Annotated in this window: 12 protein-coding genes; all 12 read left to right on the top strand. The window is 68.1% G+C overall.

The window, feature by feature from the left end; genetic code table 11:
• Positions 1 to 45 precede the first annotated feature (45 nt).
• The 12 genes from GRZ55_RS23390 to GRZ55_RS07060 all read left to right on the top strand — a co-directional run bounded on the left by GRZ55_RS23390 (position 46) and on the right by GRZ55_RS07060 (position 13,115).
• Positions 46 to 771, top strand: coding sequence for a hypothetical protein (locus tag GRZ55_RS23390; protein WP_246734576.1), 726 nt, complete (start codon positions 46 to 48; stop codon positions 769 to 771).
• On the top strand, positions 716 to 3,754 hold the full coding sequence (locus GRZ55_RS07010) for a glycoside hydrolase TIM-barrel-like domain-containing protein (protein ID WP_246734585.1): 3,039 nt from the start codon (positions 716 to 718) through the stop codon (positions 3,752 to 3,754). The genes GRZ55_RS23390 and GRZ55_RS07010 overlap by 56 nt, the downstream gene beginning before the upstream one ends.
• A 24-nt stretch (positions 3,755 to 3,778) precedes the next feature.
• Positions 3,779 to 3,985: a hypothetical protein gene (locus GRZ55_RS07015; protein WP_169286194.1), complete on the top strand. Its 207-nt coding sequence runs from the start codon at positions 3,779 to 3,781 to the stop codon at positions 3,983 to 3,985.
• 184 nt (positions 3,986 to 4,169) lie between these two features.
• Positions 4,170 to 4,469, top strand: a complete 300-nt coding sequence (locus GRZ55_RS07020) for a hypothetical protein (protein WP_169286195.1) — start codon at positions 4,170 to 4,172, stop codon at positions 4,467 to 4,469.
• Positions 4,470 to 4,554: 85 nt separating this feature from the next.
• Positions 4,555 to 5,220, top strand: a complete 666-nt coding sequence (locus GRZ55_RS07025; protein WP_169286196.1) for a response regulator transcription factor — start codon at positions 4,555 to 4,557, stop codon at positions 5,218 to 5,220.
• Positions 5,221 to 5,260: 40 nt separating this feature from the next.
• Entirely contained in the window at positions 5,261 to 6,658 is a 1,398-nt protein-coding gene (locus GRZ55_RS07030) for an ATP-binding protein (RefSeq protein ID WP_169286197.1), read from the top strand.
• Positions 6,659 to 6,754: 96 nt separating this feature from the next.
• A complete protein-coding gene (locus GRZ55_RS07035) occupies positions 6,755 to 7,213 on the top strand; it encodes a hypothetical protein (RefSeq protein ID WP_210257251.1) in 459 nt (152 codons plus the stop codon).
• 94 nt (positions 7,214 to 7,307) lie between these two features.
• Complete coding sequence (gene ccmI, locus GRZ55_RS07040) at positions 7,308 to 8,441, top strand: c-type cytochrome biogenesis protein CcmI (protein ID WP_169286199.1); 1,134 nt, start codon at positions 7,308 to 7,310, stop codon at positions 8,439 to 8,441.
• Complete coding sequence (ccmE, locus tag GRZ55_RS07045; RefSeq protein ID WP_169286200.1) at positions 8,438 to 8,923, top strand: cytochrome c maturation protein CcmE; 486 nt, start codon at positions 8,438 to 8,440, stop codon at positions 8,921 to 8,923. Before ccmI ends, ccmE begins: the two co-directional genes overlap by 4 nt.
• A 4-nt stretch (positions 8,924 to 8,927) precedes the next feature.
• Positions 8,928 to 10,919 (top strand): heme lyase CcmF/NrfE family subunit, encoded by a 1,992-nt coding sequence (locus GRZ55_RS07050; protein WP_169286201.1) that lies wholly within the window; start codon positions 8,928 to 8,930, stop codon positions 10,917 to 10,919.
• On the top strand, positions 10,916 to 11,389 hold the full coding sequence (locus GRZ55_RS07055) for a cytochrome c-type biogenesis protein (RefSeq protein ID WP_169286202.1): 474 nt from the start codon (positions 10,916 to 10,918) through the stop codon (positions 11,387 to 11,389). The genes GRZ55_RS07050 and GRZ55_RS07055 overlap by 4 nt, the downstream gene beginning before the upstream one ends.
• Before the next feature lie 121 nt (positions 11,390 to 11,510).
• Positions 11,511 to 13,115, top strand: a complete 1,605-nt coding sequence (locus tag GRZ55_RS07060; protein WP_169286203.1) for a Do family serine endopeptidase — start codon at positions 11,511 to 11,513, stop codon at positions 13,113 to 13,115.
• The last annotated feature ends 104 nt before the right edge of the window (positions 13,116 to 13,219 follow it).

Genomic DNA, 13,219 nt, shown 5'->3' on the forward strand with positions numbered 1-13,219 from the left:
TTCGTCGGGCGGGGCTTTGCCGTGGGCCGGGCGAGGAATTTTCCCATGCATGAAGAGACAAGCAGGCGCCGGCCGATCACGGCCGCGCAATGGGCGCATGCGCGCGCCGTGGCCGAAGGCGCGCCGCCGACGCGCGACCGGATCGCCGGCATTCTCGATTGCAACGTCACCGCAGTCTACGAGCATGCCCGCGCCGAGGGCTGGAAGCGGCTCGACTTCCGCCGCGCCGATGCGCGTGCCGCCCATGCCGACTTCATCGATCTGGCCAGCCGGCCGGCCGACGGCGCGGGCGAGGCGGATGCGGCGTGGACCGATGACGCGGGGGGCGACCCCGCGGCGCTTGCGGCGGTGGGGCCGGCCGAGACGGAAATCACGGTGGGCGCGGCGGGCGACGACATGATGGAGCTCCTGCGCCGCGGCACGGCGCTGCTCGGGCGCCGGCTGGCCTCGCTGCTGGAGCGGGCCGAAAAGGGCGGGCGGCTCAACCGGGCCGAATTCGACGGGCTCGCCGCCATGGCCCGCGTGATCGAGCGCTGGGAGGCGCTGGCGCAGGAACAGACGCGACAAGAAGAAAAGAAGAGCGATGAGGAACTCGCCGAAATCTACCGCAACATCGAGGAGCGCATCGCCGAACTCGCGCTCGAGGAAGCCGAGCGGCTGGTCGCCGCGGGATATCGACCCGGACTGGGTCTCGGAAGCGCAGCGGAGCTGGATCCTGCAGGGACGGGCGGCCCAGCAGACGATCTGGTGCCGGACCGAGGGCCGGCGTGAGGGCTGGCTGGTCATTGGCGGGCGCGGCGCGGGCAAGACAAGGCTCGGGGCCGAATGGGTCAACGCGCTGGCCAACGGCTACTCGTCGATGGTCGCGGGCCGGGTGGACCGTATCGCGCTGATCGGCGAGACGCTGGCCGACGTGCGCGAGGTGATGGTGGAAGGCGCGTCCGGCATCGTGTCGGTCGCCAGGCTCGGGCGGCCGCGCTACGAGGCCTCGCGCAGCCGCGTGGTGTGGGAAAACGGTGCGGTGGCGCAGGCCTTTTCGTCCGAGGATCCCGAGAGCCTGCGCGGGCCGCAATTTGCGGCGGCCTGGTGCGACGAGCTCGCCAAATGGAAGAACGCGGAGGCGACCTACGACATTCTGCAGTTCGGGCTCAGGCTTGCGCCCGGCCCGGTGCAGCTCATCACCACCACGCCGCGTCCCGTGCCGCTGGTCAGGGAAATGCGCGGTGTCTCGAGGCTGCGGGACGGAGCCGGTGCGTTTCCCTTCGTGGAGGAACTCTGCGCGCTGGCCGGCGGCGTGCGCGCGGTGCTGGGGCCGGCCACGCGCATTACCTATGGCGCCGACTGGTCGGAATATTTCGGCCACCAGCCGGCCGACGGCAGCGGCGACGTCCATTTCCATCTCGACGCCTTCTGGGCGCATGAGGAGGTGGCGGCGGTCGCGATCCACAATTACATGCCGCTCTCGGACTGGCGCGACGAGGACCATGGCGGCGGCAATCCGGACGGCTTCGTCGAGCCCTATGACCGGGTGGGGCTGAAGAGCCAGATCGCCGCTGGCGAGGGCTTCGACTGGTTTTATGCCAGCGCGGCCGATCGCCTGGAGCGGCAGCGCAGCCCGATCGCCGACGGCGGCTACGGCAAGCCCTGGGTGTTCCGCTACAAGGATCTGGTCGCCTGGTGGGAGAACGAGCATTTCGACCGGCCAGGCGGCGTCGAGAGCACCACGCCGACGGCCTGGGTGCCGCGCTCGAAGCCGATCTGGTTCACCGAACTCGGATGCCCGGCGGTCGACAAGGGCCCGAACCAGCCGAACGTCTTTCCAGATCCCAAATCGTCGGAGAACGCGGCGCCGCATTTTTCAAACAAAGGTCGATCCGACCTTTCGCAGCGGCGCTTCATCGCGGCACACCAGAGCTACTGGGATCCCGGCCATCCGGCGTTCTCGGAAGGTGGCAATCCCGTCTCCGAACTCTATTCGGGACGGATGGTGGACCCTGGCAGGATCACGCTCTGGGCGTGGGATGCGCGGCCGTTTCCGGCTTTTCCCGCGCGCGGAGACGTATGGGCGGATGGCGATAACTGGCAGCTCGGCCACTGGCTGAACGGGCGGCTTTCGGGGATATCGGTGTCGGATCTGATCGATGCGGTCCTATCCGACCACGGCCTGCCCGCGGCCGATACGCGTGCCGTCGCCGGCACGATGACGGGATATGTGACGGAAGATCCGACCACGGCACGTGCCGCGCTGGAGCCAGTGGCGGAGCTGTTCGGGCTGGAAGTCCATGAGCGTGACGGGCAACCGCTCTTCTTTTCGGAAGGCAGAGGCGAGCAGGCGATCGAACTTGCCGAACTGGTCCTCCCCGACGATGGCCCGGTGCGCGAGCGCACCAGACTGCCCGACCACGACCTGCCGGCCGAGGTGGAGCTTGGTTATCGCGACCTCTTTCTCGACCACCAAAGCGCGGTGGCGCGGGCGCAGAAATGGAGCGGGCAGGGAGGCGGGCGCGCGGCGCTCGCCTTGCCGGCAATCATGGATGCCGGGCAGGCACGGGCGCTGATCGAGGATTGGCTGTCTCGCAAATGGGCCGCGCGGGAGACGACACGACTTGCGCTGGCGGTGGCGCGTCGCGAGGTGGTGCCGGGTTGCGTATTCCGCCTGCCGGGCGAGACACGCGAATATATGGTGACGCGCATCGATGACGGGCTTTCGCGGCAGGTGRGCGCGCGGCGCATCCGCCGGGCGGCACRGGCGCCCTGGCGGCCCGCCGCGCCGCCAGCCGGCGCGGGCGCGGCAATGCTTGTTCCCGTCCCGCATGTCCTCTTTCTCGACCTGCCCATGGGGCCGCAGGAAACGAGCCCCGAAAACCAGTTCCGGGTGGCGCTGCGCGCAAGGCCGTGGCGGAGCCATGCCGTGCTGGCCTCGCCCGAGGAAACCGGCTTCGGCGAGCGCGCAACGGTGACGGCACCGGCGACGCTCGGACAAATTGAGGCCGAACTGCCCCCAGGCTTCGAGGGTCGCATCGATCCGTTCGGCGCGGTGGTCGTGAGGCTCTTGGAGGGCGAGCTCGAAAGCGTCAGTCGGCTGCGCATGCTGAACGGCGCCAATGCGGCCGCGATCCGCTCGGCTTCGGGCGCCTGGGAGGTGCTGCAGTTCCAGACCGCCGACGAAATCGCGCCGTCGCTCTGGCAGCTGACGGGCCTTCTGCGTGGCCAGCTGGGCACGGGTGACGCGATGATGGCTGGCGCCGGGACCGGCGCCGATTTCGCGCTGCTCGGCGAGGCGGTCGTCCCGGCGGGTCTGCAAGGTTCCGAGATCGGGCTGGAGCTCAACTGGCGCGTCGTTCCTTCCGGCGGCGATCTGGACGGCCCTGTTGCCGCGCAAGCAATGGAGGTCGGCGGCGTGCGCGCGCTCATCCCGCTTGCGCCGGTGCATCCGCGATTGCGCCGCGAGGGCGACGATGCCGTCTTTTCCTGGATCCGCCGGGGACGGATCGATGCCGATGGATGGGCGGGGACCGACATCCCGCTCGGCGAGGCGCAGGAGGCCTATCTGGTGACGGTCGGGCTGCCGGACGCGGCCCCCATGCGGGAGTGGCAGGTGCACGAGCCCCGGCTGGCCTATCCGGCGGCGGCGATCGAAGCCGATTTCGGCGCCGTGCCCGAGGAGATCGAATTGAGCGTGCGCCAGATCAGCCAGGCCGTCGGGCCGGGCCTGCCGGCGGTCAGCCGGTTCATGCTTTCGCATCTGTTCTGAGACAGTCCAAGAAGGAGAAACGACATGGAACAGTCAAAACCCTGGTATCGCTCGCGCACCATCTGGGCATCGCTGGTGACGGTGGCCGCCGCACTTGCCGCGATCGTCGGCATTCCGTTCGCCGAGGCCGATCAGGCGATGCTGACGGAGACGATCCTCCAGACGGTGACCGCCGTGGGCGGGCTTGTGGCGCTGGTCGGCCGGCTGGTGGCGAGAAGCCGGATCGGGTAGGGACGATGGGGGACGAGCGCCCCATATTGTGGTGCGCGGTGAATTGTCCTTATCTTGCCGGGCGAACCGATTGGGCGGCTCCAAGGGGGCGAGGTCATTGCGGCGGGACCGGCTGTTCCCGCGCCGGGATTGGCCTCGAATTCGTTCATGTGCTGTTCAGCCGATCCGGGGTAGAAGTCCGACCATGAACACGAACCGTCTCCTCTCCTGTCTCCTGGCGCCGATCCTGCTGGTCGCCTCGGTCCTGCCGTCGCTGGCCACCGTGCCGCGCGTGACGGGACCCGAGACGCCTGCACCCTTCGTCAACGTGTCGGGCGACTGCCGCGCCGCGGGCCAGCAGCTCGCTTCCGAGCTTGGCGGGACGCTTCACAGTGCGTCCGCCGAGACCCAGAACGGAGAGGCGGTCTGCGTGATCGTGGTGATCGTACCGCCGGCTTCCTCGGGCGAGCATCCGCAGCTGGTGCGGCGCACGGTTCCGCGATAGGCGACAGCTCCTGCACCGCTTGTGCGGGCCTGCCGATCCTGTCAAAAGACGTCATCCAATCGGTCCTGCTTCGGGAGATGATGACATGCGGGTACTCGTTGTCGAGGACGACAAGGACCTCAACCGGCAGATCTGCGACGCGCTGACCGATGCCGGCTATGTCGTCGACAAGGCGTTCGACGGCGAGGAAGGCCATTTCCTCGGCGATACGGAGCCCTATGATGCGGTCGTGCTCGACATCGGCCTGCCGCAGATGGACGGCATCTCAGTGCTCGAGAGATGGCGGCGCGACGAGCGCAAGATGCCGGTGCTGATGCTGACGGCCCGCGACCGCTGGAGCGACAAGGTGGCCGGCATCGATGCCGGCGCCGACGACTACGTCACCAAGCCGTTCCACATCGAGGAAGTGCTCGCCCGCGTGCGCGCACTCATCCGCCGCGCGGCCGGACATGCCTCGAGCGAGCTGACCTGCGGGCCGCTCCGGCTCGACACCAAGAGTTCGAAGGTCGATCTCGACGGCAAGCCGCTCAAGCTGACCTCGCACGAATTCCGCCTGCTCTCCTATCTCATGCACCACACCGACGAGGTGATCTCGCGCACCGAGCTCGTCGAGCATCTCTACGACCAGGATTTCGATCGCGATTCGAACACGATCGAGGTCTTCGTGGGACGACTGCGCAAGAAGATGGGCATCGATCTCATCGAGACGGTGCGCGGCATGGGCTACCGCATGCGCCGGCCCCAGGCCTGAGGATGGGCGATCACGGCATCATCGCGGGGGCGCCGGCGGCATGAAGCGGCAGCTGCCCGTTGGCCTGCGTTTCGATTCGCTCTCCTTCCGGGTCGTGGCTTCCTCGACCATCTGGGCCGTGCTGACGCTGGTCATCGTCGCCACGATCATCTCCACCTTCTACCGGCAGGCCAGCGAGCGCGGCTTCGACAGCGTGCTTTCGGCCCATCTGTTCAGCCTCATCGGCTCGGTGGGGGTGGGCGAGGACGGCAGCCTGCAGGGCAGCCCCAATCTCGGCGATTTCCGCTTCTCCGAGCCCGGCACGGGCTGGTACTGGTCGGTCGAGCCTGCCGGTGGCGACATAAGGGGCATGCTCAGCTCCCCCTCGATGTCGGAGCCCATACCCTCGCCGTCGACCGAAGACGTTCCCTTCGATGGCGATTTCCAGCGCCGCTACCTGACCGATGGGCCCGCCGGCGAGATCATCGACGTCATCGAGAGCGAGTTCCTGCTCGACGGCCAGGGCGGGATCGCGCGGTTCCGCGTCATGGGCAATTACAGCGAGCTCGAGCAGGAGATCGACGCCTTCGGCAGGCAGCTCTACCTCTACCTGGCGGTGTTCGGGCTCGGCATGATCGTCATCAACGCGCTGGCGATCCTGATCGGATTGAGGCCGCTGGCCAGGGTGCGCAAGGCGCTCGCCGACATCCGGGCCGGCTCGGCGCAGCAGCTGGACGGCAGGTTCCCGGCCGAGATCGCGCCGCTCGCCAGCGAGGCGAATGCGCTGATCGAGAGCAACCGCCGCATTGTGGAGCGTGCCCGCACGCAGGTCGGCAACCTTGCCCATTCGCTCAAGACGCCGCTTGCGGTGATGATGAACGAGGGCAGGGCCATGGAAGGCCCGAAGGGCAGGCTGATCGCCGAGCAGGCCATGCTGATGCAGCAGCAGATCGAACATTATCTGCAGCGTGCCCGCTCGGCGGCCCAGCGCGACGTCGTGGTCTACCGCACGCCGACCCGCGAGACGCTCGCGCGCATGCTGCGCGTGATGGCCAAGCTCAACCCCGCCATCGACCTCGATCAGGATCTGCCCGACCGCGAACTCGTCTTTGCCGGCGAGAAGGAGGATTTCGAGGAACTGTGCGGCAACCTGCTCGAAAACGCCTATAAATGGGCACGCGGCCAGGTCCGGGTGTCGCTGGCGCCGCTGGCGCGCCGGGAGGGCGGCCCGGCAATGCTGGAGCTGACCATCGAGGACGACGGTCCGGGCATCCCCGAAGATCAGGCAAACCTGGCCCTTAAGCGCGGCCAGCGGCTGGACGAAACCAAGCCGGGAACGGGGCTCGGACTGGCCATCGTCTCGGAACTGGTGGCCGAATATGGCGGCGAACTGCTTCTTGATTCAGCGCAAATCGGTGGGCTCAGGGTCCGCGTAAGACTGAAGCAGGTGCAAGATTGAACGGGAGACGGATTGTAGTCGCAGCGGGTTTCGGACAAAATTCCGCCCAACAGCTTCCATAGTTGGGCGGACATGCAAAGGGACAACACAGTCGATATGCGCTCGGCGCGACGCGGTTTCGCGGCGGTCGGCATCCTTCTGGCGGCGCTGACGCTGACGGGATGCGTGGCCGCGCAAACGGAGACCGCCAGCCAGACGGCGATCGGGGCCTTCGCCGGCACGACGCCAGCGCCGGCCAGTACGGCGGCGCTCCTCGAGGCGCTCGGCGACGGGCTGATCGGGCGTGAGATCGGGTCGGAGCTCCGTCGCGAAGAGCGGCGCAGCGCACTCGCCGCCGAATACCAGGCGCTGGAATACGCGCAGGTGGGCGAGCAGGTGATCTGGCGCGGCTCGAGCGACCGCTTGGTCGGCGAGGTGACGGCGGCGGCGCCCTATCGGGTCGGCTCGCAGAACTGCCGGCAATATGTCCACACCGTGCGCAGCGGGGAAACGTCCCGCACGGCGCGCGGCACCGCTTGTCGCGAGCCCGATGGCCGCTGGTCGCTGCTGATCTGATCGCTCATCAAGTTTGCGACAACATGACGGTTTTGGCCAAAAAGCCGCATGGCTGACCATTGGCCGGGCACCGCGCAAGAGTTATTGAGACACCATGTTTTTCTGGATCATAGCCGCGACGCTGACACTGGGCGCCTGCATGGCCATTCTGGCGCCGTTCTCGCGGCGGCACGAGAAGGCCGCGCGCGACGAGGACCATGATCTCGAGGTCTATCGCGACCAGCTGGCCGAGCTCGAACGCGACGCCGCACGCGGGCTGATCGCGGCCACCGAGGCCGAGCAGGCACGCGCCGAGATCGGCCGCCGGATCCTGCGGGTCGCCGCCGAGCGCAAGGAACGTCCGGCGCGAGGCGAAGGAACCAGCTTCACCCGTATTGCCAGCCTTGCCGCCGTCCTTGCCGTGCCGCTGCTCAGCTGGGGCATCTATGCGGGCCTGGGATCGCCCGGCATGCCGGGACAGCCGCTGGAAGCCCGCCTGGCGCAGGACACGGGCGAGGCGTCCATGGCCCAGCTCGTGGCGCGCGCCGAGGCGCATCTTGCCGAAAACCCCGAGGATGCGCGCGGCTGGGAAGTGCTGGCGCCCGTCTATCTGCGGATGGGACGCGGGGGCGACGCGGTCGTGGCCTACCGCAACGCGATTCGCCTCGACGGCGAGACCGCGGCGCGCCAGACCGGCCTTGGCGAGGCCCTGGTGGCGACAGCGGGCGGGACCGTCACCTTCGAGGCCCAGCAGGCCTTCGAGCAGGCTCTGGCGCTCGAACCCGGCAATGCGCGCGCCCGGTATTTCGTGGCGAGCGGCTACCTGCAGGATGGGCGAACCGACGACGCCGTGTCGATCTGGCAGGCCATGGCGGCTGAACTGCCGGGCGATTCCCCCTGGCGGGGAGCGGCGGTCGAAGCGCTGCGCGAGGCCGGCGTCTCGGCAGATGCCGTCCCGGGGCCGTCGCAAGAGCAGATGCGCGCCGCCGCCGATATGGATACCGACGACCGCACCGCCATGATAGAGGATATGGTCGCAGGCCTCGATGCGCGGCTGCGCAGCGCGCCGGACGACCCGGAGGGATGGCAGCGGCTGGTGCGCTCCTATGTGGTGCTCGGCCGTCAGGACGAGGCGCGCGACGCCCTCGATCGCGGGCTGGAGGCCATGGGCCGCGAGAGCGCGCAGAGCGACGAACTGGCCTCATTCGCGCTGGCGCTTGGAATTTCGCCGACGGAGCTGGAAGAATGAACCGGAAGCAAAAAAGACTGTCCGTGATCGGGGGCGCGCTGCTGTTCCTCGGTGTCGCGACCGGGCTGACGCTCTACGCCCTCGGCAGCCGGGCGTCGTTCTTCTACCTGCCGACAGACGTCGTCGCCAAGGGCGTCGCGCCCGGCGAGCGCATCCGCCTGGGCGGGCTGGTCGGCGTCGGGTCGATCGAGCGGCGGCAGGGCCTCGAAGTGGTCTTCGACGTCACCGACGAGGTCGAGACGGTCCAGGTGATGTATAACGGCATCCTGCCGGATCTTTTCCGCGAACAGCAGGGCGTTGTGACCGAGGGCGTTTTCGGGGCCGACGGCACCTTCGTGGCCGACACGGTGCTGGCGCGCCATGACGAGACCTACATGCCGCGCGAGGTTGCCGAAAGCCTCAAGGAACTCGGCATGTGGCAGCACGCGGGCGATGGTGACGCCCAGCCGGCCAACGGCGCCGCCACCGAAACGGGGTATTGAGGCCATGACCGTCGAAATCGGGCATTTCGCCCTCGTCCTTGCCTTCGTGCTGACGCTGGTTCAGTTCACCGTTCCGCTGGTCGGCGCGCGCATTGGCGACGAACGCATGATGGCCGTGGGCGGACCGACGGCGGTCGCTGCCTTCGCACTGACGCTTCTGTCATTTGCCGCGCTGACCTATGCCTACATCGTCTCCGACTTCTCGGTGGTGAATGTTTGGGAGAACTCGCACTCCCAGAAGCCGATGCTCTACAAGGTCACCGGCGTGTGGGGGAACCACGAGGGCTCGATGCTCCTGTGGATCGTGATTCTCGCGGCCTTTGCCGCACTCGTGGCCTGGTTCGGCCGCAACCTGCCGGCGACGCTGCGGGCCAACGTGCTCGCGGTGCAGGGGCTGATCGGCGCCTCCTTCATGCTGTTCATCCTGGCGACGTCGAACCCCTTCACGCGCCTTAATCCCGCGCCGATGGAAGGCCGCGACCTCAACCCGCTCCTCCAGGATATCGGGCTCGCCATCCATCCGCCGCTTCTCTATCTCGGCTATGTGGGCTTCTCGATCTGCTTTTCCTTCGCCTGCGCGGCCCTCATCGAAGGACGGATCGACGCCGCCTGGGCGCGCTGGGTGCGCCCCTGGACGCTGGCGGCATGGCTGTTCCTGACCGGCGGCATCGCGATGGGCTCCTACTGGGCCTATTACGAGCTCGGCTGGGGCGGCTTCTGGTTTTGGGACCCGGTCGAAAACGCCTCCTTCCTGCCCTGGCTCGCCGGCACGGCCATGCTGCATTCGGCGATCGTCATGGAAAAGCGCTCGGCGCTGAAGATCTGGACGGTGCTGCTGGCCATCATGACCTTCTCGCTGTCGCTGCTCGGCACGTTCCTGGTGCGCTCGGGCGTGCTGACTTCCGTGCACGCCTTCGCCACCGATCCCACCCGCGGCGTCTTCATCCTCGGCATCCTCGTGTTCTTCATCGGCGGCTCGCTGAGCCTGTTCGCGCTGCGCGCCAGCCGCCTGACAACGGGAGGCCTGTTCCACCCGATCTCCCGCGAAGGGGCGCTGGTGCTGAACAACCTCTTCCTCTCGACCGCCACCGCGACCGTGCTGATCGGCACGCTCTATCCGCTGCTGGTCGAGGCGGTGACGGGCGACAAGATCTCGGTCGGTCCTCCCTTCTTCAACATGACCTTCATCCCGCTCATCATCCCGCTGCTGATCGCGGTGCCCTTCGGGCCGCTTCTGGCGTGGAAGCGGGGGGATCTGTACGCGGCCTGCCAGCGCCTGTTCGCCGCCTTCGCGGCTTCGCTGGCCGTGGTCGTCGTGGTCTGGTTCTTCGTCGACGGCGCATCCGTCGCGGCAGCGCTCGGCATCGGCCTGGCCTTCTGGCTGATCTTCGGGCCGCTGACCGATCTGGCTCTGAAATCGGGCGTCGGCAACGTCTCGCCGGGCATCGCCATGCGGCGCTTCGCGGGCCTGCCGCGCTCCGTCTACGGCACGGCGCTCGCGCATATCGGCGTCGGCCTCACGGTGCTCGGCATCGTGGCGGTGACGACGCTGGAGGTCGAGCGCATGGCCGGCATGCAGCCGGGCGACACGATGGAAGTGTCGGGCTACACGCTCCGCTTCGACGGAATCCGGCCGCACCAGGGGCCCAACTTCACCGAGGACCAGGGCGTCTTCACCTATTTCAATGCCTCGGGCCGCGAGATGGGCACGATCATCTCGTCGAAGCGTCTCTACACGGCGCGCCAGTTCCCGACGACGGAGGCCGGACTGCGCACGCACGGGCTGAGCCAGCTCTACATTGCGCTGGGTGACCGCCTGCCGGACGGCTCGATCGTGGTGCGCGCCTGGTGGAAGCCGCTGGTTCTCCTGATCTGGCTCGGCAGCGTGGTGATGATGATCGGGGCCGGCTTCTCGCTCGCCGATCGCCGGCTTCGGGTGGGCGCGCCCTCGGCGCGCAAGGCGCGACCGGCGGGAACCGTGGAGGCACCCGCATGAGGCCGTTCGTCTCCCGAACCCTTGCGCCGCTCCTGCTGGCACTGTCGCTTCTGGCTTCACCCGCGCATGCCGCGCTCGATCCCGACGAGCTTCTCGACGACCCGGTACTGGAAGAACGCGCGCGCGGGCTCTCGGCGGAGCTGCGCTGCATGGTCTGCCAGAACCAGTCGATCGACGATTCCAATGCCGAGCTGGCGCGTGATCTTCGCGTCCTGGTGCGCGAGCGCATCCTGGCTGGCGACAGCGACGCGGAGGTGATCGAATACGTCGTATCCCGCTACGGCGAATTCGTGCTCCTGCGCCCGCCCTTCACGCTGCGCAACGCGGCCTTGTGGGCCTCGCCGGTGCTGCTGATCCTCGGCGGCGGCGGCTTCATCTTCTTCGCCACCCGAAACCGCCGTCGCCAGGAGGTCGCCAAGCTGAGCGAGGAAGAGGACCAGAAGCTGAAGGAGCTTCTGGAGCGCGGCTGAGGGCCGACTGCCGCAACATTACGAAAGTTTCATGCGGCGGAAACAGCGCTGTAATGTCGGAGACCCTAATGGGTGGTGCAGCACACACGCCAACCCAGACCAATCAGGGGTTTCATCCACCATGCAGAACAATTCCACCGTGACGTTGCCTCTCCGCAAGCGCCTTCTGACGGCCGCAGCAAGCGCCGTCGTTGCCAGCGCCATCGGCTTCGGTGCCGTCGCCTCGGGCGCGCTGCCCGTGCAGGCCGATCCGGTCCGCGTCGAGAGCAACCAGATGAGCGGCTTTGGCGACGTGGTCGAGCAGGTCAAGCCCGCCGTCGTCAGCGTTCGCGTTGAAAGCCGGGTAGAACCGGCCTCCGATCGCGGGACGGGCGGCAATTTCTCCTTCGACTTCCCCGGGCTCGACGATCTGCCCCAGGACCACCCGATGCAGCGCTTCTTCCGCGAGTTCTGGGGCGATCGCGGCGGCATGGAGCGTGACCGCGGCCGGGCCGAGCGCCCCCGTGGCGAAGGTCCCCGCAGCGAGAGCCCCCGTGCGGAGCGTCCGCGCGGCGACGGGCAGCGCGGCTTCCGCGCGCGTCCGACCTCCCAGGGCTCCGGCTTCTTCGTCTCCGCTGACGGCTATCTGGTGACCAACAATCACGTGGTTGCGGGCGGCCAGACCTTCACCATCGTTCTTGATGACGGCACCGAGCACGAGGCGCGCCTGGTGGGAACCGACGAGCGCACTGACCTCGCCGTACTCAAGGTCGATGGCGAGAACGACTTTACCTATGTCGGCTTCGCCGACGAGAGCGCGGTTCGCGTCGGCGACTGGGTGGTGGCCGTGGGCAACCCCTACGGGCTTGGCGGCACGGTGACGGCGGGCATCGTCTCGGCGCGTGGCCGCGATATCGGCGCCGGCCTCTATGACGACTTCATCCAGATCGACGCCGCCGTGAACCGCGGCAATTCCGGTGGTCCCGCCTTCAACCTCAATGGCGAGGTCGTCGGCGTCAACACCGCGATCTTCTCGCCTTCGGGCGGCAATGTCGGCATCGCCTTCGCCATTCCCGCTTCGCTGGCCGGTGACGTGGTCACCAACCTGATCGAGCGCGGCCAGGTTATGCGCGGCTGGCTCGGCGTGCAGATCCAGCAGGTTACCGACGACATCGCCGATTCGGTGGGCCTGGGTGCCGCTGGCGGCGCGCTGGTGACGGAAGCCCAGGCCGATGGCCCGGCGCGGGAAGCCGGTGTTCGCGCCGGCGACATCATCACCGCCGTCGATGGCCGCAACGTGGACTCGCCGCGCAGCCTTGCCCGCGTGATCGGCAGCATCGCCCCGGGCACGGCGGTCGACGTCACTCTGTGGCGCAACGGTGCCGAGGAAGTTGTCAGCGTTGATCTCGGCGAGCTGCCGGGTGTCGAGCGCCAGGCACGCGCCGAGCCGCAGCTGGAGCTTGGCGAGAGCGATGACCCGATGGGCGATTTCGGCCTGACTGTCGCCCAGGCCGATGACGGCCAGGGTCTCGTCGTGACCGACGTCGAGCCCGGCAGCGCCGCCGCCGAGCGCGACATTCGCCCCGGCGACGTGATCATGGCCGTCAACTCGATCGAGGTCGGCTCCACGCAGGACGTGGCGCGTGCCCTGGAAGAGGCCACCGCCGCTGGCCGGCGCGCGGTGCTGGTTCAGATCTCGCGCGACGACGCCAACATGTTCGTGGCGCTGCCCGTCTCCCGCGGCTGACGCGGCGCGGCAGGCAGGGAAAGGTCCTTCGGGGCGGCGATCTCTCCGAGGTCGCCGCCCCTTCATTTTCGGCAGGCAGCTGCCAAAGCCAGATCCTTTCGCCT

It is taken from the genome of Chelativorans sp. ZYF759 (genome assembly GCF_012911015.1).
Classification (GTDB): domain Bacteria; phylum Pseudomonadota; class Alphaproteobacteria; order Rhizobiales; family Rhizobiaceae; genus ZYF759.